The sequence below is a fragment of the Ruegeria sp. CH11 genome, assembly GCF_056537105.1.
The window spans coordinates 362,574-386,464 of record NZ_JBQFQX010000003.1 but is presented as its reverse complement, the minus strand read 5'-3'; the positions used below and the strand labels follow the sequence as shown (position 1 = coordinate 386,464).

Genomic DNA, 23,891 nt, shown 5'->3' with positions numbered 1-23,891 from the left:
AGGTTCAAATCCTACTCCCGCAACCAGCGTCAGAAAACCACAACACAACCCGTTCAGACTACAAACAGTCCACCAGACCAATTGCTTAACGATCAAACCTCGTCAGGCTCATAACCTGAAGGTCAGAGGTTCAAATCCTCTCCCCGCAACCAAACTTCCAACAGCCCGTTCGATCTACAAACAGTCCACTGGACTGTTTGCTTAACGATCAAACCTCGTCAGGCTCATATTCTTGGGCTCCATTTAGACAACGTTGCGTGGCAAGCGAACGACAAAGGTCTGCGGCTTATGGACTCCCGTTCAATGGACATACTAGGGTACGCCGCCTTAGGGGATAGGCTGTTTGCTTGCCTTAGTCGCCCAGTTTAGCATGAACCTCGTCAAGATCGATCTCGGCGATCGGCATCTTGTTTGCGGGGTTTTCGAAATCGTATTTGAACAACTCGAAATCCTGTTTGTAGATCTCGTAGACCAGATGCATCGACAGGTCGTCAAAATAGTCCTCGACTGGATGCGCGCGCTTTGGTCCGTGACCTTCGGATTCGTTGAAGCGCGGAATTTCTGACAGGGTGACAGGATGCGCGGTCTCTAGGTTGTTCAAAACATCCTGCATGCCGTCGTTGAACTTTTCGGTCCAGAAGATGTTGTCATACTGACCGCCATTCGCAATGAGAGTCGAGACATGCCCCGACATCGCTGACCAGTGAATGTCCGGGTCCATCGGGCGTCGCCAGCGAATGGTGTCGCGTGCGAACAGTAAGAATCGGCGAAAACTGGCGATCTGGTCGAACTCTCCTTTGCCGTCGTCACCGCCTACTTCGATCCCGTAATTGTAGATCAATGTCGGCACCAGATTTCCGCGATAGCGTCTCCCATTGCGCTGAATGCCGCAGATCTTGTCGAAAAAAGAGCTCAGGATCCGCGTGTAGGGATTGCGCACACAGGTGAATGTGTACGAGGCATGGGACTGTACGTTCCGGGTGATCGTGTCCTTGCTGGGATCAAAGGCCCATTTGTGCATCCCGTCGGTGGCGTCATGAATATCTCCGTCAAAGAACTGACCGTGATCCGAATAATACATGATCTGGCCGATCGTCGAACACGCGCATTTGGGCACAACACGGTACACCATGCTTTGGCTTTCGGTCATCCATGTTCCGGGAAAACCCATCTGCTATGCCTCCTGCGCTGGTTTGGTCTCAACTCGACAGTCCAGCTTATGAAATCAAAGAACCAAAAATATTCTGTTTATTCAATCGTTCATCCTCAGTATCACGGTTGCAAACGGGCAGAAATGGGAAATACCGACAACGATGGCAAAGATTGCCTTTATCCTTTTGTGCCACAAAGACCCCGAGGCCATCATCGCCCAGGCCCGGCAGTTGACGGCCGCAGGGGACTGTATGGCCATTCATTTCGACGCCAGATCGAGCCATGAAGACTACTCGCGCATTCAGGCGGCTCTGAGCGACAATCCGAGCGTGACCTTTGCTGCAAAGCGGATCAGATGCGGCTGGGGGGAATGGTCGCTGGTTCAGGCCACGTTGAACGCTTTGCAAGCTGCGACCGACGCGTTTCCGCGGGCTACCCATTTCTACATGCTGTCGGGCGATTGCATGGCGATCAAAACGGCCGAATACGCGCATCACTTTCTGGACGAATCCGACATGGATTTTGTCGAAAGTCACGATTTCTTCGAAAGCGACTGGATCAAGACCGGCATGAAAGAGGACCGCCTGATCTATCGCCATTTCTTCAACGAGCGTACGCAGGCCGGCAGGTTCTATGCCAGCTACGAGGTGCAGAAAAAGCTGGGTCTGACCCGCGACGTGCCGCAGGACATACAAGTCATGATCGGCAGCCAGTGGTGGTGTCTGCGCCGCCGCACGGTTGAAATGATCCAAGTATTTCTGCGTGAACGCCGCGACGTGATCCGGTTTTTCTCGACCACCTGGATCCCGGACGAGACGTTCTTTCAAACCCTCGTGCGCCACTTGATCCCGAAAGAGCAGATCGAAAGCCGCACCCTGACCTTTCTGATGTTTTCGGATTATGGGATGCCTGTAACGTTCTATAATGACCATTACGATCTGCTGTTGGCGCAGGACTATTTGTTTGCTCGCAAGATCAGCCCCGAGGCGCATGAGCTCAAAGACCGTCTGGGTCAGCTATATGCGGCCGAGGGCGTGACCTTTCACATCTCGGACGAGGGACGCAACCTCTACCGTTTTCTGACCGGGCGCGGGCGCGTTGGACGGCGGTATGCACAGCGCTTCTGGGAGGCCTCGAATACGCTTGGGCCGGACCGGGATCTATTTCTGATCACCTGCAAGAAATGGCACGTGGCCAAACGCTTGCTGGATCAGATCATTTCGGAAACTCAGCTGCCCTGCGTAGAATACCTGTTCAACGAGGAACGTACCCAATTGCCTGATTTGGGCGGGATCGAAACGACCCTGAAGAAACGCGCACGCCATCGCCGCGCGACTGTTGGCATGTTGTATGACGAGTTCGCGTCCGACCGGCTAGTTCTGTGCGTCGATCCCGGCAGCATCGAGATCATTCGTGATTTCCAGGCCGATCAGGTCCGGCTGCGGGTCTTGGATATCGAGTGCAGCTATACCGACGACAATTTGGCCGGACATGCGGAACGTGTGGGGCTTGTCGGTCCGAACAGTCCTGCGGAATCGGTGCAGCGCCTGTTGCCAACCCTGCGCAGCGAGATCACACATGAATCCGAGCTGATCAGGGAGGCCGCGGGCGACGGATATTTCCGTATCCGCGAAACCGCAGACCGGGCCGAAAACGCCGAGGAATTGGCCCGGTTCCTGTCCGTTTCACCGCAAAAGGCCGAAGCCATTTTGCAGCTGGACTATCTGTTTACGGACTGAGCGGCCTCAGATGTCGAACTTGACACCTTGCGCCAGCGGCAATTCGTCCGAATAGTTCACGGTGTTCGTTTGCCGGCGCATATAGGCCTTCCATGCATCCGACCCGCTTTCGCGCCCGCCTCCGGTTTCCTTTTCGCCACCGAAGGCACCACCGATTTCGGCGCCTGACGGGCCGATATTCACATTGGCGATCCCGCAATCGGACCCGGCTGCCGTCAGGAACTGTTCGGCCTCGCGCATGTTCAGGGTGAAGACGCAGGATGACAGCCCTTGCGGCACGTCGTTTTGAATGTCGATCGCCTCGGCAAAATCGTCATACCCCATGACGTACAGGATCGGCGCGAATGTTTCGGTTTTGACCGTTTTGGTCTGGCCCGGCATCTCGACGATAGCGGGTTCCATATAGACACCCGCCGGCACGCCATCGGTCACGCGCTTGCCGCCAAAAACTACGCCGTCCTCGGCCTCGGCGGCGCTGAGCGCAGCTGTCATCGCCGCGCCCGAGGCTTCGTCGACCAGAGGTCCGACCAATGTACCCTCGGCCAGCGGATCGCCAATCGGCAGCCCCGAATAGGCTTTCTTCAACCGTGCGACCAGTTCATCCCTGATCGAGTTGTGGACGATCAGACGGCGCAATGTGGTGCATCGCTGACCCGCCGTGCCAACGGCTGAAAACACGATTGCGCGTACCGCCATTTCCAGATCGGCCGATGGACCGACGATCATGGCGTTGTTGCCGCCCAGTTCCAGAATGCATTTGCCAAACCGCTGCGCCACAACGGGCGCGACGGCGCGGCCCATCCGGGTCGATCCAGTGGCCGAGATTACGGGCACATCCTCGCTGGCCACCAACGCCTCGCCCAACTCGGTCCCGCCGATCAGTGTTTGCAGCAACCCTTCGGGCGCGTCCCCGAACCGCGCCAGTGCACGTTCGAATATCTTCTGACATGCCATAGCTGTCAGAGGTGTCTTTTCCGAGGGTTTCCAGATCACCGGATCGCCGCATACAAGCGCAATCGCCGTGTTCCACGACCAGACGGCTACGGGAAAATTGAAGGCCGAAATCACACCAACGGGTCCGGCAGGATGCCAGGTTTCCATCATCCGGTGACCCGGACGCTCTGAAGCGACCGTCAGGCCATAAAGCTGCCGTGACAGGCCAACGGCAAAGTCGCAGATGTCGATCATCTCCTGCACTTCGCCCAGCCCTTCCGAGGTGATCTTGCCCACCTCCCAGCTGACCAGCGCACCCAGATCATCTTTTGCGGCGCGCAGCTCTTCGCCCAGCAGGCGGATCAACTCGCCCCGGTGGGGAGCAGGCACAACCCGCCAGGCTTTGAAGGCGGCGGTGGCACGCGCAAAGACAGCTTCCATTTCTGCCGCAGGGGTTTCATGAACCTCAGCCAGCAGGCTGCCATCGATGGGAGAGGTGACGCGCAGCGTGCCGCCTTTCAGCTCGGCCGCTGTCAGGTCCAGATTTGCCAGAATAGTATCCGCAGTCATCACGATATCTTTCATGTCTCAAGCCGCCTTGTTCTGTTCGGTGACGTCGCCGGCGCGATAGAGCCGGCCAAATTCAGTGTTGAGGAAATCCGAGAGCTTGACCTGCTCTTGCCGGACAAACCCTTTGGTCGGCAGAATGCCCTGCCGCATCAGGTCGACGACACCCAGCACTCCGGCTGCGGTCGTGACCTGAATGGCGCTCCAGACCTGGCCGCCGATGGTGCGGGCGAAAGACTTGTTGATCAGTGACCGTTCGCGCAGTTCACCGTCGATTGTCCCGCGCGCTGTGCAGTAGACCAGCACCACATCCTGATCGGTGCGCGGCAGCGCGGTTTCGAAAATCTCTTTCAGCAAGTCCCGGCGCCGTTCAAGCCCCAGATCGTTCAGCAGCAGCCGAAGGATGTCCCGATGTCCCGGATAACGGATCGAGCGGTAGGAGACCGCCCGCGCCTTGCCTTCAAGCGTTTCGGGCAAGGTTCCCAGACCGCCCGAGGTGTTGAAGCATTCGTACTCAACACCGTCATGGCCGATGACCTCGTAATCCTCCAACGGCGCGGTCTTTACCCGCTCGCCGTTTACGATGGCATCGCAGGGGTTGCAGTATTCGTTGATCAGGCCGTCCGTCGACCAGGTCAGGTTGTATTTCAATGCGTTGGTCGGAAACAGTGGCAGCGCGCCCACGCGCATGTGCAGGCTGTCGATCTTGTCGAATTCTACCGCCAGCGCAGCCCCGGCGATGCCGACAAATCCGGGGGCCAGCCCGCATTGCGGCATGAACGCCGTCTTGCTGTTTTGCGCAAGGTCGCGCACGGCTTGGGTGGCCGCCACATCCTCGGTCAGATCAAAGTAATGAGCACCGGCCTTTTGAGACGCTTCGGCAATCATTGGCGTCAGGAAGAACGGAGCAGCCGATATCACCGCGTCAAACTCTGCCAGCCCCTTGGCAAGCGCATCGGGATCACTGGCATCAATCTGACGGGTAGCAATGCCCAGCCCCTTGAGGTCCGACAATGCCGACAGGTTGTTGTCCGCCACAGCGACCGAATAATGGGGTGAGGTTTTCAGCAGGGTTGCGATCATTCGCCCGATCTTACCCGCCCCGACAACGCAAACATTCCAGACCAAAACGCGCCTCCTTTGCCTGTTTCCTTTAAGTATGGAGGGCAGATCGTCCGCGTGGCAGATGGTATCTTGACGAAAACGCCGTGAGTCTCGTCATATAGACGGTAAAATGGACGAATTGACGAATTCCAGTATACCCCTGCGTCCCCGGATCTATCCGGCAGACGCGAGGTTAAGAAAGCGCGCAACCCATTGGACCGACACTGGGATTCGGTCTCAGTCCGATTGAACGAATACTGGGGGGAGTTTGCGAAATGGGGCTGGCCTGTACCGGCCAGCCCGATGTCTCAGACCTGACGCACAGCGCCTTTCGCCGCGCTGGTGGCCAGCTTTGCGTATGCTTTCAGCGCCGTGGAAACTTTGCGTTTGCGCGGCGCGGCTGGTAGCCAGCCTTTCTCGTCCTGTTCTTCGCGCCGTGCGGCCAGTTCCTCGTCCGAAACCGCCAGATGGATGGTGCGGTTGGGGATGTCGATCTCGATCTTGTCGCCATTCTGGACAAGGCCGATCTCGCCGCCTTCGGCCGCCTCGGGTGAGACATGACCGATCGAAAGACCCGAGGTGCCGCCGGAAAACCGGCCGTCGGTCAGCAATGCGCAGGCTTTGCCCAGTCCTTTCGATTTCAGGTACGAGGTTGGGTAGAGCATTTCCTGCATGCCCGGCCCGCCGCGCGGACCCTCGTAACGGATCACCACCACGTCGCCTTCCTTGACCTTGCCGGTCAGGATGTCGTTGACGGCCTGATCCTGGCTTTCGCAGACATAGGCCGTGCCGGTGAAGGTCAGAATGTGCTCATCCACGCCCGCCGTTTTGACGATACAGCCGTCGCGCGCAATGTTTCCGAACAGAACCGCCAGACCGCCGTCCTGACTGAACGCGTGTTCCTTGGAGCGGATCACGCCGTTTTCGCGGTCGGTGTCCAGTTCCTTATACCGGTTCGACTGGCTGAACGCCTGCGTTGTTCGCACTCCGCCAGGGGCGGCTTTGAACAGGTCCTGCGCGGCCGGGTTGTTGGCAATCTTGATGTCCCAATTGGCAATCGCTTCGCCCATGGTGGCGGAATGCACAGTGTGGCATTCCTCGTGCAGCAGTCCCGCACGGCTGAGTTCGCCGAGGATCGAAAAGATGCCGCCGGCGCGGTGGACGTCCTCCATATGCACGTTCTCAATATTCGGCGCGACCTTGCACAGACAGGGGACCTTGCGGCTGAGGTGGTCCATGTCGCTCATGTTGAAATGCACTTCGCCCTCATGCGCAATGGCGAGCAGGTGCAGCACGGTGTTGGTGGAACCACCCATGGCGATGTCCAGACTCATGGCGTTCTCGAACGCCTCGAACGTCGCGATTTCGCGCGGAAGGAAACCCTTTTCGTCAAGATCGTAATGCCGCTTGGTGATCTCGACGATGCGGCGACCGGCCTCAAGGAACAGTTCCTTGCGGTCGGCATGGGTGGCCAGGGTCGAGCCATTACCCGGCAGCGCCAGACCCAGCGCCTCGGCCAGACAGTTCATCGAGTTGGCGGTGAACATACCCGAACACGACCCGCAGGTGGGGCAGGCGTTTTCCTCAATGTGCTGGACTTGTTCATCGGTGAACCGGTCATCAGCAGCGGCGACCATGGCGTCCACGAGGTCGATCTTTTTGGCGTCCAGATCGGCGATGTCGATCTTGCCAGCCTCCATCGGCCCGCCCGAGACAAAGATCGCCGGGATGTTCAGGCGCATGGCGGCCATCAGCATGCCGGGGGTGATCTTGTCACAGTTCGAGATACAGACCATCGCGTCGGCGCAATGGGCGTTGACCATGTATTCAACCGAATCCGCGATCACCTCACGCGAAGGCAAGGAATACAGCATGCCGTCATGGCCCATGGCGATACCGTCATCGACCGCAATGGTGTTGAATTCCTTGGCAACGCCACCGGCGGCCTCAACCTCGCGCGCGACCATCTGGCCGAGGTCTTTCAAGTGGACGTGGCCGGGCACGAACTGGGTGAACGAATTGACGATGGCGATGATCGGCTTGCCGAAATCATCGTCGCCCATTCCTGTGGCGCGCCACAGTCCGCGGGCTCCGGCCATGTTGCGGCCATGGGTCGAGGTTCTGGATCGGTACATTGGCATGATGCTGTTTCCCTTTTGCCCCGGTTGCGATATCCGAGTTTCGTACGTTATAGCGCACGTACCACATGTGCGCTATAACGCACAAGAGGATTCGCAGGACGGCAGAATGGCACCGGACGAGATAACGCTGAAATTAAGGGATGTGCGGGCGGCTTCGGGGCTGAGCCTTTCAAAAGCGGCCGAGCTGACCGGCGTCAGCAAAGCCATGCTGGGCCAGATCGAACGCGGTGAATCGAGCCCGACAATTGCCACCCTGTGGAAGATCGCCAAGGGATTTGAGATACCGCTCAGCGCGCTGATTGGCACCACCGCCGGGCGAGACCCGTCTGCCGGTGTTTTCCAGACCGTAACCTTTCCGGGCAGCATTTCGGTCAAGATCGTGTTTCCGTTTGATCCGGCCCTTGCGGCGGAAACCTTTCACGTCACGTTGAAACCGGATCAGAGCCACACCTCTCCCGCCCATGCGTCGGGCGTCACCGAAGAGGTGTTTGTTCTGAACGGCCCGTTGGAGGTTCGGCGGAATGGCGAGTGGGTGATGCTGCAGGACGGGCAAGGGTTGCGCTTTGCCGCCGACCTGCCGCATGGATATCGTGCGGGTCCGGATGGGGCGGAATTTCTGAACATGCATCACTATGGGCAACAAGCAGCAGGCCAGCAGGACACTTGATCATGGCATTTTTGAACTCTTTGACTTTTGCCGACGCTGTCGGATCTTTTGGCGCTTTGCTGGTGGTTGCGGCCTATTTTGCGACGCAGATGCGGATGATGAACTCCGAGGATTTGGCCTTTCCGTTAATCAATCTGTGCGGGTCCATTCTGATCGTCTATTCCCTGCTCGCGAATTTCAATCTGGCCTCGATGCTGATCGAAAGCTTCTGGATCGTGATCAGCCTGATTGGTATTGCTCAACATTTCCGCCTGCGCCGCGCGAAGTGAGCGCTATCCAAGCTTGAACCCTTACCCTGCGAAGTATAGGGAAAACTCAAGCTCGCTTAGGGGAGGCTTTGATGCAGGACGATCCAAAAACCCTCGTGTCTACAGACTGGCTGGCCGCGCATATCAAGGACCCGGATCTGCGGATTCTGGACGGGTCCTGGTATCTGCCCGCGCAGAACCGCGACGCCAAGGCTGAATATGACGCGGCGCATATCCCCGGTGCCCGGTTCTTTGATATCGACGATATCTCGGATCATCGCTCGGACCTGCCGCATATGGCGCCACCGGTCGAGAAATTCATGTCGCGCCTGCGTGGCATGGGCGTGGGCGATGGCCACCAGGTTGTGGTCTATGACGGTGCCGGGTTGATGTCGGCCGCACGGGTCTGGTGGTTGTTCCGCCTGATGGGTCAGGACAACATTGCTGTGCTGGATGGCGGCTTGCCAAAATGGCAGGCCGAAGGGCGCGAGGTCGAGGATCTGCCCCCCGTTGTTCGCGATCGCCACATGACTGTCCGCGTCCAGAACCATCTGGTGCGGGATGTGACGCAAGTGTCCGCCGCAGCCAAGCTGGCAGATCATGAAATCATCGATGCCCGGTCAGCAGGTCGATTTACCGGTACCGAGGCAGAACCGCGCGAAGGTTTGCGATCGGGCCGCATTCCGGGCTCGCGCAATGTCCCGTTTGGCGTTTTGCTGAACAAGAACGGCACGATGAAATCACCCGAGGAATGTCGCACCATCTTTGAGGCGGCAGGCGTGGACCTGTCAAAGCCCGCAATCACGTCGTGCGGATCAGGTGTGACTGCCGCAATCCTCAGCCTAGCGCTCGAGCGCATGGGCAAGAAAGACCATTCGCTTTATGACGGCTCCTGGGCTGAATGGGGTGCCTTCCCGACCCTGCCCGTCGCAACCGGAGAGACCTGATGTTCGAGAACCTCAAACCGCAGCCCGCCGACAAGATCTTGGCGCTGATGCAGATGTATCGCGAAGACCCGCGCGATCAGAAGATCGACCTGGGTGTTGGCGTCTATAAGAACGCCGAGGGTGTCACTCCGGTGATGCGCGCGGTGAAATCGGCCGAGCGGCGTCTTGTCGAAGAGCAGGACAGCAAGGCCTATACCGGGCTTGCCGGCGATCCGGCCTATGCCGATGCGATGATCGGCCTGATCCTTGGGAACACCGTAGCGCGCGGCAATATCGCTGCTGTTGCCACCCCGGGTGGCACCGGGGCCTGCCGTCAGGCGTTCGAGATGATCCGAATGGCCAATCCTTCGGCGCGTGTCTTTCTGTCGAACCCCACATGGCCGAACCACCCGTCAATACTGCGTTATCTGGGAATTGAAACCGCCGAATATCGCTACTTTGACAGCGAAACCCGTGGGGTCGATTTCGATGGCATGATCGAAGACCTGAAAACAGCGAATGCAGGCGACGTGGTCCTGCTGCATGGCTGCTGCCACAACCCGACGGGTGCAAACCTGAACATGGTGCAATGGCAGGAGGTCGTAAACCTGATCAACGAACGTGGCCTCGTGGCGATGATCGACATTGCCTATCAGGGCTTTGGCGATGGCCTGGAAGAGGACGCGCAGGCGACCCGTCTGGTGGCCTCGTCGGTCAAGAGGTGCCTGATCGCGGCCTCGTGCTCGAAGAATTTCGGGGTCTACCGCGAACGCACCGGTCTGTTGATGGCGATCAGTGATGACCCGGCGCAAACGGCTTTGAACCAGGCGACTTTGGCGTTTCTGAACCGCCAGAACTATTCCTTCCCACCGGATCACGGCGCGCGGGTGGTAACCACGATCCTGAACGACGACGCGTTGCGCGCCGACTGGGCGGCCGAGCTGGAAGAGGTCCGTCTGTCGATGTTGGGACTGCGCCAGCAACTGTCGGATGAATTGCAGCGTCTCAGCGGTTCCGACCGGTTTGGTTTCATCGCCCAGCATCGCGGCATGTTCTCGCGCCTTGGCGCGGCCCCGGAACTGGTCGAGCAACTGCGCAACGATCACGGTATCTATATGGTCGGAGACAGCCGCTTGAATATCGCCGGTCTGAACGCCGTTACCGTGCCGATCTTGGCCAAGGCGATTGTCGACGTTGGTGTATGAGCGGTCTGGACATTAGACAAAAGAAAACCCGGGCGAAAACGCCCGGGTTTTTTGTTTTCCATACTTAACGGTTAGCCCTTAGAGAACTCGGGATAGGCTTCCATGCCCAGTTCGCCCATGTCCAGACCGTTGATCTCTTCTTCTTCACCAACGCGCAGGCCGATGGTGTTCTTGAGGATCGTGAACAGAATAAAGCTCACCACGAAGACAAAGATGCCAATGGCGGCAAAGCCGATGATCTGGGTCACGAAGGACGCGTCCCCGTTTGTCCACGCGACGATGAAAGTGCCCCAGAAACCTGCGATCAGGTGAACCGGGATTGCGCCGACCACGTCGTCGATCTTCATCCGGTCCAGCATCGGAACTGTCAGGACAACGATCACGCCGCCGATGGCACCGATGATCAGAGCCTGGAACAGCGACGGGGCCAGCGGTTCGGCGGTGATCGACACCAGCCCGGCCAATGCGCCGTTCAGTACCATGGTCAGGTCGACCTTGCCGTACATCACCTGCGTCAGGATCAGCGCAGCAACGGCACCGGCGGCAGCGGCCATATTGGTGTTGGCAAAGATACGGCTGATATCGGCCATGTCACCGATGGTGCCCATCGCCAGTTGCGAGCCGCCGTTGAAGCCGAACCAACCCAGCCACAGGATGAACGTACCCAGGGTTGCCAGCGCCAGATTTGAACCGGGGATCGGAACCACTTTGCCGTCTTTGTTGTACTTGCCGATCCGCGGGCCCAGCACGATGGCACCGGCCAGCGCTGCGAACCCACCTGCGGCGTGCACAAGGGTCGAGCCTGCAAAATCGCTAAAGCCCATTTCGGACAACCAGCCGCCGCCCCACTGCCAGGATGCCTCGATCGGGTAGATGATCCCGGTCAGGACGATCACGAAGATGAAGAAGGGCCACAGTTTGATGCGTTCGGCTACAGTTCCTGACACGATCGACGCTGTTGTGGCGCAGAACATCAGCTGGAAAAAGAAATCCGAACCAACCGAAGCATAGGACAGGTCGGTCTCGACACCGTCAAGACCAACAGGTTCCAGAGAGGTCGGCGAGAACGCGCCCAGAACGCCAGTGATGGTCCAGCCGTCACCGGGATACATCAGGTTAAAGCCAACCAGCCAGTACATGATGGCGGCAAATGAAAACAGACCCATGTTCTTGATCAGCTGCATGGCCACGTTCTTGGACCGCACCAGACCGGCCTCGAGCATGGCAAAGCCGGCCGCCATCCAGAACACAAGGAAGCCGCCAACCAGAAACAGCAGCGAGGTCAGGATATATTGCGTGTGTTGCGCGGTCTCACCGGCAGCGGCCTCTTGCGCCAGGCCCATCTGCGGCAGCGCGACAATCGCGGCAGCAGGGATGAGAGATTTCATCAGGTTCATTGTTCGTCCTCGAATTGTGGTGGATCGGGCGCCTACAGCGCTTCCTCGTTGGTTTCCCCGGTCCGCACGCGCAGGGCCTGCTCGACATCGAGGACAAAAATCTTGCCGTCACCGATCTTGCCGGTTTTGGCGGTTTTGGTGATCGTCTCGACGATCTGATCGGCCATGGTCGCGGGCACCACGATCTCGAGCTTGATCTTGGGTACAAAATTCACGGCGTATTCTGCCCCGCGATAGATCTCAGTGTGTCCGGATTGCGAGCCGAAGCCCTTGATCTCGGTCACCATCATGCCGCGTACCCCGGCCTCGGTGAGCGCTTCGCGCACCTCCTCAAGCTTGAATGGCTTGATTGTCGCAATGATCAGTTTCACATCTTTCCCCTCTGCTGCCCCGGCGATACCGGTTTGTTTGCACCTGCAGAAAAAGAGCGTGACTGGGCCCGGGAAGGCACGGTCTGTCGGTGGATTTTCGGGTCGAAAGTGGTCAAAGTTGCACAATTTTTGCACAAAATCTTAGAGCAGACTAAAAATTAGGCGGATTCAGAAGGGGAAATTCAGGAAATTCGGACCTCTACATGGGCGCCGCATCGCGGTATGGTGGCGCAAAAGTATAATCGGGCAGAGTTTGAGCATGACTGAGTCCAAGCGCCGCAAACCAACACTGGTTGCAGACAAACGGTATCCGTCGAAGGGTCGTAAGCCTTCGGCGTCGAAACGTGCGGCAAAACCTGCGGGCAAGAAATCGACCACCCGCAAAACCACCACACGCAAGACGGCGCGGCGTAAAACGCGGAAGACCGGCGGCGGCAAGGGAGGCGGGATTTTCCGCCGCATGTTCCGCTGGATTTTCCGCCTGATCTGGGGGCTGACCTGGCGCGTCGGCGCTGTCGCCGCCCTGCTGTTGGCGCTGGCGGTTGGCGTGGTGTATTCGACGTTGCCCGACGTCGACGCGTTGCTCGATGGCCGTGCGCGGGGGTCAGTTACCCTGTTGGACCGCGACGGCAAGGTCTTTGCCTGGCGCGGGGATCAGTTCGGTGGTGTCATGACGGCGGATACGGTGTCGCCGCACCTGAAGAACGCGGTGATCGCGACTGAAGACAAGCGCTTTTATCGCCATTTCGGTGTCAGCCCGCGCGGTGTTGCCAGCGCCGTGCGTATCAACCTGAGCGAAGGACGTGGCCCGCTGTCTGGGCACGGTGGATCGACGATCACGCAGCAAACGGCAAAGCTGCTGTGTCTGGGCGTGCCCTATGTGCCGGAAGACTGGGAATCCGAGGCCGCATATGAATCCGATTGCCGTCAGGGCTCGTTGTGGCGCAAGGCTAAAGAAGCGATCTACGCCATTGCCATGGAGGTCAAATACTCGAAAAACGAGATTCTGACCATCTATCTGAACCGGGCTTTCCTGGGCGCGGGCGCGCGTGGGTTCGAAGCGGCCAGTCAGCGTTACTTTGGTATTTCAGCGGCCGAGGTCAGCCCTTCTGAGGCGGCGATGCTGGCAGGGCTGCTGGTTGCACCTTCGCGATACGCGCCGACCAATAACCTGAAACGCTCGCAGGATCGTGCGCGGCTGGTTGTCGGGTTGATGGAAACCCAAGGCTACCTTTCCCCGGCGCAGGCCAGTGAAGCCCGCAGTCGACCGGCCGAGCTGTCCGAGGCCGCCGCCGCCCGCGCAGGCGGCTATTTCGCCGATTGGGTGATGGCAAGCGGGCCGGAATTCTTTACGCGCAACACCACCGAAGACGTGGTGATCCGTACCACGCTGGATCAGCGCATTCAGCAATCAGCGGAAGAGGCTTTGAAGTTCATCTTTCAGGAAAAGGTTCGCGAAGGGTCTAAGGCACAGGCCGCAATTGTCGTGATGTCCGCAGATGGCGCGGTGCGGGGCATGGTCGGTGGCCGCAAGACACGGGTTTCGGGTGCATTCAACCGCGCCACGCAGGCATTGCGGCAGACGGGATCGTCGTTCAAACCCTTTGTCTACGCCACAGCACTGGAACTGGGGTATTCCCCGCTGGATACTGTGATGGATGAGCCCACCTGCTGGAACATCCCCGGATCGGGTCAATGGTGCCCAAAGAACTACACCAACAAATACTACGGTCGCGTCACGCTTGCGGATGCGCTCAAGAATTCGCTGAACATCCCTGCGGTCAAAGTGGCCGACATCGCCGGGCTGGACAACGTGCGTACGGTCGCCAGCGGGTTTGGCATCGCCAGCGATCTGGCGGAAGGTCCCGCGCTGGCGCTGGGCGCGTCGGAAAGCACGCTGATCGAGATGACAGGCGCGTATGCGGGTATCCTGAACGGAGGCTCGGCGGTGGAGCCCTATGGGCTGACCGAATTGAAGCTGTTGGGCGATGAAACGCCGGTGATGGTGACGACAACCGGGATCGGCGAGCGGGTCATCAACGACAACGCGGCCAAGCAGCTGACCTGGATGATGGAGCGCGTGGTTTCAGAAGGCACCGGTGGGCGCGCCAAACTGCCCGGATGGCAGGTGGCCGGCAAGACAGGTACGACACAGGCCGCGCGCGATGCCTGGTTCATCGGGTTCACCGCAGATTACGTGACCGGTGTCTGGATGGGCTATGACGACAACACGCCCTTGTCCGGTGTCACCGGTGGCGGGTTGCCCGCCGAGATCTGGAAGGAAACCATGCTGCGCGTGACCGAAGGTATGACTCCATCGCCGCTGCCCATGATGGCCCCCGAACCACCGGTTCAGGTCGCGCAGCCGCAGCGTCAGCCACGCCGGAAACAGAATGGCTTTGAACGCGCAGTTAATAAGCTGTTGAGTGATATCTTCGGCAATTGATGCCGGATGCAAAGGGCGGCGCTGAGAGCGCCGCCTTTTTTGGTCCTTAAAGGCTGTCGTCCAGCGCGGCGACAATCGTATCGCCCATTTCGCTAGTCGACACCGGTGTTACGCCCTCATCAGCCAGCAGGTCTGCCGTGCGTACCCCATCGGCCAGAACCTTTTCGATGGCGGCCTCCAGCCGGTCGGCTTCCTCGCCCTGATCAAAGCTGTAGCGCAGCGCCATTGCAAAGCTGAGGATACAGGCGATCGGGTTGGCCTTACCCTGACCGGTGATATCCGGGGCCGAGCCGTGAACGGGTTCGTACATCGCTTTGGGGCGACCATTGGACATCGGCGCGCCCAGCGAGGCCGAAGGCAGCATGCCCAGCGAACCAGTCAGCATCGCGGCGGTGTCGCTCAGGATGTCGCCGAACAGGTTATCCGTCAGGATCACATCAAACTGTTTCGGGGCGCGGACCAGCTGCATTGCGCCGTTGTCGGCATACATGTGGGTCACTTCCACTTCGGGGTATTCCGCGGCCACCCGGTCCACGACCTCACGCCACAGGATGCCCGATTCCATCACGTTGGCCTTCTCCATCGAGCAGACCTTCTTGTTCCGACGCATCGCCAGTTCAAAGGCGGAACGTGCGGCGCGTTCGATCTCGGATTCGGTATAGCGCTGGGTGTTGATGCCGACCCGCTCATTGCCTTCCTCGAAGATGCCGCGCGGCTCGCCGAAATAGACGCCCGAGGTCAGTTCGCGCACGATCATGATGTCGAGACCCGCGACCACGTCCTTTTTCAGCGACGAGAAATCTGCCAGCGCGTCAAAACACTGCGCCGGACGCAAGTTGGAATACAGGTCCATTTCTTTGCGCAGGCGCAACAGTCCGCGCTCGGGTTTGAGGCTAAAGTCCAGATCGTCGTATTTCGGACCACCAACAGCACCCAGCAGAACTGCGTCGACCTCTAGCGCCTTGGCCATCGTCTCGTCCGACAGTGGTTTGCCATGGGCGTCATAGGCTGCGCCGCCAACCAGATCCTCGCTTACGTCGAATTCCAAGCCGCGATTGGTGCGGAACCAATCGATGATCTTGCGGACTTCGGCCATGACTTCGGGGCCAATTCCGTCTCCGGGCAGGATGAGGAGCGAGGGGTTGGACATGTAGGATCTCCTTGCGTTTTACAGCACAGCCCCTAGCGCCTGCGCCGCACCGGGTCAATGTGATGGAACTGCCAATTTGTAAGGAAAACAGGGGCAATCAAGGAAATCCGGCATCAGCCTTTAGCGGATTGCTGCTCTGCGCTCTATTCTACGTCCAGATCGACCCAGACCAGGCGATGGCGGCTGGCGGTCGCCGCAGGGTCGTGTGGCGCGTCGATGGGCCAAAAGACCCCCGCATCAGCGACCGACCAGTCCGACGACGGCAGAACATAGTCGACACGCCTGTCACCAACGCCTTTCCAGGTCACGGTTGTCTGCGCGCCGTTTTGGTCACGTGGTTGCGGGTCCTGAAGCCGGGGATCAGCAAGAAGCGATTGCATCGCCTCTTTCAATCCCTCCCCGTCTGCGGGGTCGAGGTTGGCGTCGCCCGCGATCACAAAGCGGCTTTTGGGGGCAGGCCCCAATTCGCCATCCAGCAGCACTTGCCAGAACCGAATTTCATCGCGGTTGCGCAAACCGTTGCGATCCTCGGGGCCGTCAAACACCGGTGGCGTTGCGTGGAATGTCATCAGGTCCAACTGTCCCCCAGGTGCCTGGATTGGGACCACCCAATGCGCGGTCGAGGATAACCTCTGGATGCTGTGTGCAGCGGCGGATGGGAACGGAGCGTCGTTCTTTTCCGGCAGTCTTGCACCGGGAAGGTGCTGCCACAGCAGTTCCGAATAGCTTTTGACTTCGTGTTCGAGGATCGGAAACCGCGACAATACGGCCAGTCCATGGTGACCGGTGAATCTGCCCCAACCCTGCGCGTCGCCGGGGTCATGCGTCTGCCCGTTGCCGTTCAGATCGACATTGGTTTCCAGCCCCGCGTTAGGCTGGGCCGAAAACTGATAGGCGTAATCCAGACCCGCATCCGCCAGCGTCTGGACCAAGGCCGATAAGGCAAGCCTGTCGAGATCCCAGTCGATACCCTGAAGCGCGACGATATCGGGGCGGGTGGCCGCAAGCACGTCCACCACCGCAGAAACCTGCGGATCACCCCGCTGGATGTCGCGCAGCAACAGGCCGGGACCGTCCCGGCTGAGCTCGGTGTTGAAGGTGGCTACGCGAATCGTTTCGGCCTGTGCTGCAAAGGGCAGCAGCAACAGGACAAGGGCGCGGATCATGCGGCCTGAGTGGTCTCGGATGTTGAATAAGCGCGGCGTTTCTCGACGATCAACCCGGCGATGCGAAGGGTCGCCATGCCGCGCATGATCATGCTGGCGGGCAAGAAGGCCCATGCGCTGAGCGTCCAGATCAGCGTCTGTGGATTGCCGAGCGCAATGGGGTCAATGACTGCAGCGAGCAATTTGATCAATGCCGGGATAAGGAACGGCAGTAGAATTCCGATCGAGATGTTCAGTCGACCGTCGCGCTGTAGGCGCGAAACCACATCGCCGCCTTTGGTCGGGTCGAACAGTGGCAGATTGGTCCAGACATTGAAGGCCCCGTTGCCCGTTGGCCATCCCCGCCATTTCACCGCATAGGCAAAGCTGGCGATCGTGACCAAGGCCAGAACATATGCCACTCCGGCGGCGATGCGTACCAGTTCAACCAGCGGCGCCGCAGCATCAGCTGGCAGCATCAAAACGACAAGTCGCACAGGAGAATACGGAAAATCGGCAACATTTGCGATCATCAGGCCCATGGAATACACCAGCCCGGTCACTTCGGTCGGTGCATAGGCGTTCTTGCAGATCAGCGTCAGGAACATCACCATCGACATCAGGCCGACAAAGCGAAGGCGGTTCACCGGTGGCGCATCGCGGAATTCGATCAGGCTGGGGAATGCAGAGTTATATTCCGAGAAGGTCAGGATAAACGCAAGGATCGCCAGAAAGACGACAATCTCTGTTCCGTTTTGCGTGGATGCCGGCAGATACAAAGCAGGGGTGAGCACCAGAAGTGCCACCAATAGACCACGTATCGCCGCCCCCGTTGTGCGTGCAATCACTATCCGAACCCTTTTCCAAACCGGACCAGTCGATTCTTTGCCAACTTGGTTCCAACTTGTGCCCGCCGCTCTTTTTTTGACGGATGCCTCTTTTCCGTCAACAGTGGCGACATTGAACTGACCGCTCAAGCCAAGGGGCAGAAAACACTGTGTTTCGGGCAAAATGATGGCGCAACTGATGCGCGATTGCATCATTTGGGGCGCAAATGTGGCGGGTATCTCAAAATGAGACCTAGATGTAGTATCTGTTAATAAATCAACCCCAAGAATGCGAACGGGGCCGCGTCAGCGACCCCGTTAGGTTGAGTGTCCACAGAATCATCCCCAGGTTCATACCCAGGGGCGCGCCTGATTTGCGTGATCCTCGAATCGGTCGATGTGATGGTCTTTTTCCATCGTCAGGCCAATATCGTCGAGACCGTTCAGCAGGCAGTGCTTGCGATGCGGATCGATGTCAAATTCTATGACAACCCCGTCCGATGTGGTGATCTGCTGATCTTCCAGATGCACGGTCATGCGGGCGTTCTCACCCTTGTGGGCGTCGTCCATCAGGATCGCATGGTGCTCTTCTTCGACAACGATGGGCAGGATGCCGTTCTTGAAGCAGTTGTTGAAGAAGATGTCGGCAAAGCTGGTCGAGATCACCACCTTGATGCCGAAATCCTTGATCGCCCAGGGCGCGTGTTCACGCGACGAGCCGCAGCCGAAATTGTCGCCTGCAATCAGAATCTCGGTCTGGCGGTAGGCGGGTTTGTTGAGAACGAAATCTTCGTTCTCGCCGCCATGTTCGTGATAGCGCATCTCGTCAAACAGAACGACGCCAAGGCCAGACCGTTTGATGGTCTTCAGGTGCACTTTTGGAATGATCATATCGGTGTCGATATTGATCAGCGGCATCGGGGCGGCCACCCCGTGGACTTTTTCAAACTTTTCCATGTTCACACTCCTGCCGGAGAGGGCCGCGCCCGTTCTCCGCGTTTAAGCTTCTTTCGTTTCGTCCTTGGGTGCGTTCTTGACGAAGAACGCCATGAAGACCAATCCGAACCCGTTGAACAGCATCTCGATGCCCAGCAGTATACCCAGAAGGCTCAGCAAAGCGGCGGGTTCGCTGCTTGCATAAGACCAGATGATACCTGCCAGGATGATCGACAAGATGCCTGAGATCATCGTCGGCCAGAAAAACTGCGTTCCTTTCATCTGGAACGACAGAATGACCCGCGCGATGCCGCCTGCCATGAACAGGATCAGCATCACGGTCGCCAGCGTCAGCGTGCCCTGAAGCGGATGATCCAGAAAGGACCAGCCGAGGAACAGCATGACCGCACCCATGATGAGCGACAGGATCTTGTTGCCGGCACCCTCGACCGTGAAGCCGCCGACAATCTGCATTGCGCCCGCGATCAGCAGCAACACGCCGGTCACAACCGTCACCGCCACCGATGCCACAACGGGCGCGCCCAGCACAAAGATGCCGAACGCTATGGACAGAAGCCCCAGCAGGAGCCATTTGATCCAGTCACTCATGTGTTCAATCCCTCAAATATCTAGATATGAGGGGACCTTACATCAATTCACGGACGTCTGTCAGCCGTCCTGTGATTGCCGCTGCGGCAGCCATTGCCGGGCTCAGCAGATGGGTCCGCCCACCGCGGCCCTGGCGACCCTCAAAGTTGCGGTTCGAGGTCGCAGCACAGCGCTCGCCCGGTTGCAACTGATCAGGGTTCATCGCCAGACACATCGAACATCCGGCCAGACGCCATTCGAAACCGGCCTCTTTGAAAATCTCGGCAAGGCCCTCTTCCTCGGCCTGCGCGCGAACCAGACCCGAGCCGGGCACGACCATTGCGCGCATCCCGTCCTTGATCTTTTTGCCCTTCAGGATTTCCGCTGCAGCCCGCAGGTCTTCGATCCGACCGTTGGTGCAGGAGCCGATAAAGACGGTGTCGACTTCGACCTCGCTCAGTTTCTGCCCGGCTTCCAGACCCATGTATTCGATTGACCGGCGCGCCGCGTCGACCTTGCCGCCCTCGAAATCTTCAGGGTTCGGAACGGTTGCGGTGATCGGCAGCACATCCTCGGGGCTGGTGCCCCAGGTAACCACGGGTGCGATGTCTTCGCCGCGCAGGGTGATGACCTTGTCGAAATGCGCGCCTTCGTCGGTATAGAGCGTTTTCCACCAGTCCATCGCCGCTTCCCACTGTGCACCTTTGGGCGCGTGGGGACGGCCTTTGACATATTCAAAGGTGGTCTTATCCGGAGCGATCAGGCCCGCGCGGGCGCCGCCTTCGATGGCCATGTTGCAGACGGTCATGCGACCTTCCATCGAAAGGTCACGGATCGCTTCGCCGCAATATTCGATGACATAGCCAGTTCCGCCAGCGGTGCCGGTCTCGCCGATCACGGCCAGAGTGATGTCCTTGGCGGTCACGCCCGGCTGCAGTTTGCCGGTGATTTCCACCTTCATGTTCTTGGATTTCTTCTGGATCAGGGTCTGCGTGGCCAGAACATGTTCCACTTCGGACGTGCCAATACCGTGGGCCAGCGCGCCAAACGCGCCGTGGGTCGCGGTGTGGCTGTCGCCGCAGACAACGGTCATGCCGGGCAGGGTCCAGCCCTGTTCTGGGCCGACGATATGCACGATGCCCTGACGGACGTCATGCACGGGATAGTAGTGAATGCCGAAATCCTTGGCGTTCTTGTCCAGTGCTTCGACCTGAATGCGCGATTCCGGGTTTTCGATGCCGTTCACACGGTCCGGCGTTGTCGGAACGTTATGGTCCGGCACGGCGATGGTCTTTTCCGGAGCACGCACCTTGCGGCCGGCCATGCGCAGGCCTTCGAACGCCTGCGGGCTGGTGACTTCGTGTACCAGATGGCGGTCGATATACAGCAGGCAGGTGCCATCATCGGCTTCATGCGCGACATGGGCATCCCAGATCTTGTCATAGAGTGTTTTGGGGGACATCGGTCCTCTCCCGTATGTAATGAGAAATAGCTGGCGAGTTGGCTTAGGCCGCGGATAGGCGGGCCAGAACCGTGCGGGCAGCCCCAAAGAACCGTTCGCGCAAACGCGCGCGGTCTTCCAGATTCTGTTCTTGGGCCACATTGAGTCTCATGCCGGTTCAGATATAGACACTGGCCGAATCTATCAAGGTCTTGTGCACCCCTGCAGATGCCGTCAGGGCACATTCCTGCGAGGGTCGCCGGGCCTTCATTGAAATGTCATGGGGCGCTTGTTACCTTGTAAGTGTCCCAGCGCCGGGGATTTGACGGCGCGCAGCAAAGGAGGACTATGTCCTGTCTCTACATACACAGGCGGGTTTGCCCGCCGAAGATGGGGCCAGCGTAATGGCCCACTCTCAGTCAATCAGCGACAAGCTGCTTGAACGTATCCTTTCCTCACTTTCCGATGACAAGGCCGAAGACGTCGTGCAGATCAACCTGCAAGGCAAGTCGTCCGTCGCGGATCACATGGTGATTGCCTCGGGTCGGTCGACCCGTCAGGTCTCGGCCATGGCGGAAAAACTGACGGATCGCATCAAGCAGGAATTCGGTTTCACCTCGAAGGTCGAAGGCAAGGATGCCGGCGACTGGGTGCTGATCGATACGGGCGACGTGATCGTTCATATCTTCCGCCCCGAAGTGCGCGAATTCTACCAGCTGGAAAAGATGTGGCTGCCTCAGGGCGGCAGCGCCTCGGCCAACTGAGGCGCTATCCCGGCCCGTATTGAGGGGCCGGAGGCGAGAGAGACATGCGTATCAGCATCGTTGCGGTCGGGCGATTGCGCGCCGGACCGGAGAAATCCCTGCTTGATGACTATCTGACCCGATTTGACCGGACCGGACGTGGCCTGGGGCTTGGGCCTGCGCGCGTGATCGAGGTTGAAGACAAGAAAAATGCCGGTATGGGTGCCGAGGCCACATTGCTGCGCAAGGCGTTGCCCAAAGGCGCGGTGATCTGCACGCTGGATGAACGGGGGCGGATTATGTCTTCGCCCGATTTCGCCAAAAAGCTGGGGGGCTGGCGCGATGCGGGACGTCAGGATCTGGCGCTGATCATTGGTGGAGCTGACGGAATAGACCCTAATTTGAGGGCTGAGGCCGATTTTTCCATCTCATTCGGATCGATGGTCTGGCCCCATATGCTGGTCCGTGTGATGCTGGCCGAGCAACTTTACCGGGCCGCTACCATCTTGTCGGGCGGTCCCTACCACCGGGTCTGAGATGGCGCAGCTACTGATCGTTTATCATTCACGCACCGGCGGCGCACGGCAGATGGCCGAAGCGGCGGCCGAGGCTGCGCGCGCCGAAGCAGACACCGTTCTGAAATTCGCTGATCAAGCCGGACCCGAGGATTTGCTGGCAGCAGACGGGTATATCTTTTGCGCGCCCGAAAATCTGGCAGCGCTTTCGGGTCTTATGAAGGAGTTCTTCGACCGCTGTTACTATCCCGTACTTGGACGGATCGAAGGGCGGCCCTATGCACAAATGATCTGTGCTGGGTCCGATGGCGAAAACGCCGCCCGTCAGACTGCCCGGATCGCAACCGGTTGGCGGCTGAAAGAGGTTCAGCCACCATTGATCCTGTGCACACATGCCCAGTCGCCCGAGGCGATCCTGGCGGAGAAGACCATCCCAGAAGATCAGCTCGAGAAATGTCGCGAGATAGGGGCCGCGATGGCCGCTGGCCTGAGTCTTGGGGTGTTTTGAACCCTAGTTCAGATCAACGATGGTGGTGTCTTCGCTCCAACCGCCAACATTGTCGCGCGCCTGAATTTGTACTTGTGTCATTCCCTCTGGGATCGCGACGCCACTCAACGATCGGGTAAAGGGTTGCTCATCGACATGAGGATGATGCAATACGCGCATGCCCAGTTCGGTCCCCTCCATGTCCAACACGCGCCAGCCATCGGCATAGTCATCCCAGCCGGTATCGGGATGCCGGATCGTCACATCAAAACGCCACGTGTCACCACTGCGACTGGCCGAGACGTTTTCGATCACCGGTGAATCGGCAAGGGCTGGGCTGGCCAGAAGAAGGCTGAGAATCATATATCGCATGACCAGAACTTACGGGTTGAAGGGCTGCGTTGGAATCACGACTGTGTGTTCGGTGGCCGCGCCATGAGAACCGCGCGTGAATTCGAGACAAATTCGCGCCGGTACAGCACGCCCAGCGTCACCAATGAACTGAGGATCAATGCCGCGGGTCCCAATATCCAGGCAACCGATGCCAGCGCAAAATAGGTAACGCGCAACCCCCGGTTAAAGCTGCGCGCACCCGTGACACAGATCTCGGCCGCTTGTGCGGCCCGCGGATAGGCTTGCGGGTCTTCGGGATCGTTGGGCACAGCAGCCATCAACACGGCGCAATACCCGAACAGGCGATGAGCCCAGACATATTTCAGAAACGCGTTGGCCAGCAGAGCGATGATTATCAGGATCTTGATTTCCCACACCATTGCCGGGGCGCTGCCAATAGCCAGATCGTTTGCGACGCCTGCCAACCGCTCGGTATTGCCAAGCAGGGCGAGGCCACCGCCGATCGCAATCATCGTGGTCGAGGCAAAGAAGGTGCTGCCCTGCCGCATGGCTGCAACGACCTGCGCATCGAACACCCTGGGCTGGCGCGTAACCATCTCGCGCATCCACGCCCGGCGATAGCCATCCATCATCGTCGCAACGGACGGCTTTGATGGCGCCGGGTTTTCGATCCGCCACCCGATCCACAGCCAGCCACCCAGCAAAAGCAGAATTGCGGCGTAGTCCAGCGGTGAAAACAGGTGCGCTCGGTCAATCCACGTCATGTCAGCGACATTACGTCCGAAGGCGAAAACTTGCCAGACGGCTAA

24 protein-coding genes are annotated in these 23,891 nt (G+C 58.9%); 9 read left to right on the top strand and 15 right to left on the bottom strand.

The features are described 5' to 3' along the window. Positions 1-352 precede the first annotated feature (352 nt). A complete protein-coding gene (locus ACR0LX_RS07820) occupies positions 353-1,171 on the bottom strand; it encodes a sulfotransferase family protein (protein WP_480783215.1) in 819 nt (272 codons plus the stop codon). A gap of 142 nt (positions 1,172-1,313) precedes the next feature. On the opposite strand from ACR0LX_RS07820, the gene ACR0LX_RS07815 reads away from it, so the two are divergent. Further along, positions 1,314-2,891 (top strand): DUF5928 domain-containing protein, encoded by a 1,578-nt coding sequence (locus tag ACR0LX_RS07815; RefSeq protein ID WP_480783214.1) that lies wholly within the window; start codon positions 1,314-1,316, stop codon positions 2,889-2,891. A 6-nt stretch (positions 2,892-2,897) separates the two neighbouring features. Here the strand turns inward: ACR0LX_RS07815 and amaB are convergent, their stop codons facing one another. The 3 genes from amaB to ilvD all read right to left on the bottom strand — a co-directional run bounded on the left by amaB (position 2,898) and on the right by ilvD (position 7,636). After that, a complete protein-coding gene (gene amaB / locus ACR0LX_RS07810; protein WP_480783218.1) occupies positions 2,898-4,394 on the bottom strand; it encodes an L-piperidine-6-carboxylate dehydrogenase in 1,497 nt (498 codons plus the stop codon). 18 nt (positions 4,395-4,412) lie between these two features. Next, positions 4,413-5,519: a saccharopine dehydrogenase family protein gene (locus tag ACR0LX_RS07805; RefSeq protein ID WP_480579202.1), complete on the bottom strand. Its 1,107-nt coding sequence runs from the start codon at positions 5,517-5,519 to the stop codon at positions 4,413-4,415. Positions 5,520-5,803: 284 nt separating this feature from the next. Beyond that, positions 5,804-7,636, bottom strand: a complete 1,833-nt coding sequence (ilvD, locus tag ACR0LX_RS07800; RefSeq protein WP_480783213.1) for a dihydroxy-acid dehydratase — start codon at positions 7,634-7,636, stop codon at positions 5,804-5,806. Between the two features lie 106 nt (positions 7,637-7,742). On the opposite strand from ilvD, the gene ACR0LX_RS07795 reads away from it, so the two are divergent. From ACR0LX_RS07795 to ACR0LX_RS07780, 4 genes are all read left to right on the top strand, one after another. Then, positions 7,743-8,303, top strand: a complete 561-nt coding sequence (locus tag ACR0LX_RS07795; RefSeq protein WP_480783212.1) for a helix-turn-helix domain-containing protein — start codon at positions 7,743-7,745, stop codon at positions 8,301-8,303. A 2-nt stretch (positions 8,304-8,305) separates the two neighbouring features. Further along, complete coding sequence (locus ACR0LX_RS07790; protein ID WP_480783211.1) at positions 8,306-8,572, top strand: CBU_0592 family membrane protein; 267 nt, start codon at positions 8,306-8,308, stop codon at positions 8,570-8,572. Between the two features lie 71 nt (positions 8,573-8,643). Further along, on the top strand, positions 8,644-9,498 hold the full coding sequence (sseA, locus tag ACR0LX_RS07785) for a 3-mercaptopyruvate sulfurtransferase (RefSeq protein WP_480783210.1): 855 nt from the start codon (positions 8,644-8,646) through the stop codon (positions 9,496-9,498). Next, positions 9,498-10,682, top strand: a complete 1,185-nt coding sequence (locus tag ACR0LX_RS07780; protein WP_480783209.1) for an amino acid aminotransferase — start codon at positions 9,498-9,500, stop codon at positions 10,680-10,682. Before sseA ends, ACR0LX_RS07780 begins: the two co-directional genes overlap by 1 nt. A gap of 71 nt (positions 10,683-10,753) precedes the next feature. Here ACR0LX_RS07780 and ACR0LX_RS07775 read toward each other — a convergent pair whose 3' ends face one another. Beyond that, positions 10,754-12,079: an ammonium transporter gene (locus tag ACR0LX_RS07775; RefSeq protein ID WP_480783208.1), complete on the bottom strand. Its 1,326-nt coding sequence runs from the start codon at positions 12,077-12,079 to the stop codon at positions 10,754-10,756. A 32-nt stretch (positions 12,080-12,111) separates the two neighbouring features. Further along, a complete protein-coding gene (locus tag ACR0LX_RS07770) occupies positions 12,112-12,450 on the bottom strand; it encodes a P-II family nitrogen regulator (protein ID WP_058273036.1) in 339 nt (112 codons plus the stop codon). 259 nt (positions 12,451-12,709) lie between these two features. On the opposite strand from ACR0LX_RS07770, the gene ACR0LX_RS07765 reads away from it, so the two are divergent. Further along, a complete protein-coding gene (locus tag ACR0LX_RS07765) occupies positions 12,710-14,896 on the top strand; it encodes a transglycosylase domain-containing protein (RefSeq protein WP_480783207.1) in 2,187 nt (728 codons plus the stop codon). A 46-nt stretch (positions 14,897-14,942) separates the two neighbouring features. Here ACR0LX_RS07765 and leuB read toward each other — a convergent pair whose 3' ends face one another. The 7 genes from leuB to ACR0LX_RS07730 all read right to left on the bottom strand — a co-directional run bounded on the left by leuB (position 14,943) and on the right by ACR0LX_RS07730 (position 21,143). After that, entirely contained in the window at positions 14,943-16,046 is a 1,104-nt protein-coding gene (gene leuB, locus ACR0LX_RS07760; RefSeq protein WP_480579219.1) for a 3-isopropylmalate dehydrogenase, read from the bottom strand. A 143-nt stretch (positions 16,047-16,189) separates the two neighbouring features. Then, positions 16,190-17,212 (bottom strand): endonuclease/exonuclease/phosphatase family protein, encoded by a 1,023-nt coding sequence (locus tag ACR0LX_RS07755; protein ID WP_480783206.1) that lies wholly within the window; start codon positions 17,210-17,212, stop codon positions 16,190-16,192. Beyond that, a complete protein-coding gene (locus tag ACR0LX_RS07750; RefSeq protein ID WP_480579223.1) occupies positions 17,209-18,039 on the bottom strand; it encodes a hypothetical protein in 831 nt (276 codons plus the stop codon). The genes ACR0LX_RS07755 and ACR0LX_RS07750 overlap by 4 nt, the downstream gene beginning before the upstream one ends. A 330-nt stretch (positions 18,040-18,369) precedes the next feature. Further along, positions 18,370-18,975, bottom strand: coding sequence for a 3-isopropylmalate dehydratase small subunit (leuD, locus tag ACR0LX_RS07745; protein WP_480783205.1), 606 nt, complete (start codon positions 18,973-18,975; stop codon positions 18,370-18,372). 42 nt (positions 18,976-19,017) lie between these two features. Further along, positions 19,018-19,563: an HdeD family acid-resistance protein gene (locus ACR0LX_RS07740; protein ID WP_480579227.1), complete on the bottom strand. Its 546-nt coding sequence runs from the start codon at positions 19,561-19,563 to the stop codon at positions 19,018-19,020. Positions 19,564-19,600: 37 nt separating this feature from the next. Next, on the bottom strand, positions 19,601-21,004 hold the full coding sequence (leuC, locus tag ACR0LX_RS07735; protein WP_480783204.1) for a 3-isopropylmalate dehydratase large subunit: 1,404 nt from the start codon (positions 21,002-21,004) through the stop codon (positions 19,601-19,603). A gap of 43 nt (positions 21,005-21,047) precedes the next feature. Then, positions 21,048-21,143 (bottom strand): isopropylmalate isomerase, encoded by a 96-nt coding sequence (locus ACR0LX_RS07730; protein WP_260023663.1) that lies wholly within the window; start codon positions 21,141-21,143, stop codon positions 21,048-21,050. Between the two features lie 244 nt (positions 21,144-21,387). On the opposite strand from ACR0LX_RS07730, the gene rsfS reads away from it, so the two are divergent. Genes rsfS through ACR0LX_RS07715 form a run of 3 tightly spaced genes read left to right on the top strand, consistent with a single transcriptional unit; the run spans position 21,388 to position 22,749 of the window. Continuing rightward, positions 21,388-21,747: a ribosome silencing factor gene (rsfS, locus tag ACR0LX_RS07725; protein WP_058276550.1), complete on the top strand. Its 360-nt coding sequence runs from the start codon at positions 21,388-21,390 to the stop codon at positions 21,745-21,747. Positions 21,748-21,791: 44 nt separating this feature from the next. After that, on the top strand, positions 21,792-22,262 hold the full coding sequence (gene rlmH, locus ACR0LX_RS07720) for a 23S rRNA (pseudouridine(1915)-N(3))-methyltransferase RlmH (RefSeq protein WP_480783203.1): 471 nt from the start codon (positions 21,792-21,794) through the stop codon (positions 22,260-22,262). A gap of 1 nt (position 22,263) precedes the next feature. Beyond that, the gene (locus ACR0LX_RS07715) at positions 22,264-22,749 is read left to right on the top strand and encodes a flavodoxin family protein (protein WP_480783202.1); all 486 of its coding nucleotides are present in this window, start codon (positions 22,264-22,266) and stop codon (positions 22,747-22,749) included. A gap of 3 nt (positions 22,750-22,752) precedes the next feature. Here ACR0LX_RS07715 and ACR0LX_RS07710 read toward each other — a convergent pair whose 3' ends face one another. Both ACR0LX_RS07710 and ACR0LX_RS07705 read right to left on the bottom strand, forming a co-directional pair. Further along, a complete protein-coding gene (locus ACR0LX_RS07710) occupies positions 22,753-23,100 on the bottom strand; it encodes a hypothetical protein (RefSeq protein WP_480783201.1) in 348 nt (115 codons plus the stop codon). 35 nt (positions 23,101-23,135) lie between these two features. Next, the gene (locus ACR0LX_RS07705; protein WP_480783200.1) at positions 23,136-23,846 is read right to left on the bottom strand and encodes a DUF599 domain-containing protein; all 711 of its coding nucleotides are present in this window, start codon (positions 23,844-23,846) and stop codon (positions 23,136-23,138) included. Between the last annotated feature and the right edge of the window lie 45 nt (positions 23,847-23,891).

Bases quoted from the DNA above. Each gene is read 5' to 3' on its own strand.
- rsfS (WP_058276550.1), top strand. From the start codon at position 21,388: ATGGCCCACTCTCAGTCAATCAGCGACAAGCTGCTTGAACGTATCCTT.
- ACR0LX_RS07715 (WP_480783202.1), top strand. From the start codon at position 22,264: ATGGCGCAGCTACTGATCGTTTATCATTCACGCACCGGCGGCGCACGG.
- ACR0LX_RS07790 (WP_480783211.1), top strand. From the start codon at position 8,306: ATGGCATTTTTGAACTCTTTGACTTTTGCCGACGCTGTCGGATCTTTT.
- ACR0LX_RS07710 (WP_480783201.1), bottom strand. From the start codon at position 23,100: ATGCGATATATGATTCTCAGCCTTCTTCTGGCCAGCCCAGCCCTTGCC.
- ACR0LX_RS07815 (WP_480783214.1), top strand. From the start codon at position 1,314: ATGGCAAAGATTGCCTTTATCCTTTTGTGCCACAAAGACCCCGAGGCC.
- ACR0LX_RS07780 (WP_480783209.1), top strand. From the start codon at position 9,498: ATGTTCGAGAACCTCAAACCGCAGCCCGCCGACAAGATCTTGGCGCTG.
- ACR0LX_RS07795 (WP_480783212.1), top strand. From the start codon at position 7,743: ATGGCACCGGACGAGATAACGCTGAAATTAAGGGATGTGCGGGCGGCT.
- sseA (WP_480783210.1), top strand. From the start codon at position 8,644: ATGCAGGACGATCCAAAAACCCTCGTGTCTACAGACTGGCTGGCCGCG.
- ACR0LX_RS07820 (WP_480783215.1), bottom strand. From the start codon at position 1,171: ATGGGTTTTCCCGGAACATGGATGACCGAAAGCCAAAGCATGGTGTAC.
- leuB (WP_480579219.1), bottom strand. From the start codon at position 16,046: ATGTCCAACCCCTCGCTCCTCATCCTGCCCGGAGACGGAATTGGCCCC.
- ACR0LX_RS07755 (WP_480783206.1), bottom strand. From the start codon at position 17,212: ATGATCCGCGCCCTTGTCCTGTTGCTGCTGCCCTTTGCAGCACAGGCC.
- ACR0LX_RS07765 (WP_480783207.1), top strand. From the start codon at position 12,710: ATGACTGAGTCCAAGCGCCGCAAACCAACACTGGTTGCAGACAAACGG.
- ilvD (WP_480783213.1), bottom strand. From the start codon at position 7,636: ATGCCAATGTACCGATCCAGAACCTCGACCCATGGCCGCAACATGGCC.
- leuD (WP_480783205.1), bottom strand. From the start codon at position 18,975: ATGGAAAAGTTTGAAAAAGTCCACGGGGTGGCCGCCCCGATGCCGCTG.
- ACR0LX_RS07705 (WP_480783200.1), bottom strand. From the start codon at position 23,846: ATGACGTGGATTGACCGAGCGCACCTGTTTTCACCGCTGGACTACGCC.
- amaB (WP_480783218.1), bottom strand. From the start codon at position 4,394: ATGACTGCGGATACTATTCTGGCAAATCTGGACCTGACAGCGGCCGAG.
- ACR0LX_RS07775 (WP_480783208.1), bottom strand. From the start codon at position 12,079: ATGAACCTGATGAAATCTCTCATCCCTGCTGCCGCGATTGTCGCGCTG.
- ACR0LX_RS07740 (WP_480579227.1), bottom strand. From the start codon at position 19,563: ATGAGTGACTGGATCAAATGGCTCCTGCTGGGGCTTCTGTCCATAGCG.
- rlmH (WP_480783203.1), top strand. From the start codon at position 21,792: ATGCGTATCAGCATCGTTGCGGTCGGGCGATTGCGCGCCGGACCGGAG.
- leuC (WP_480783204.1), bottom strand. From the start codon at position 21,004: ATGTCCCCCAAAACACTCTATGACAAGATCTGGGATGCCCATGTCGCG.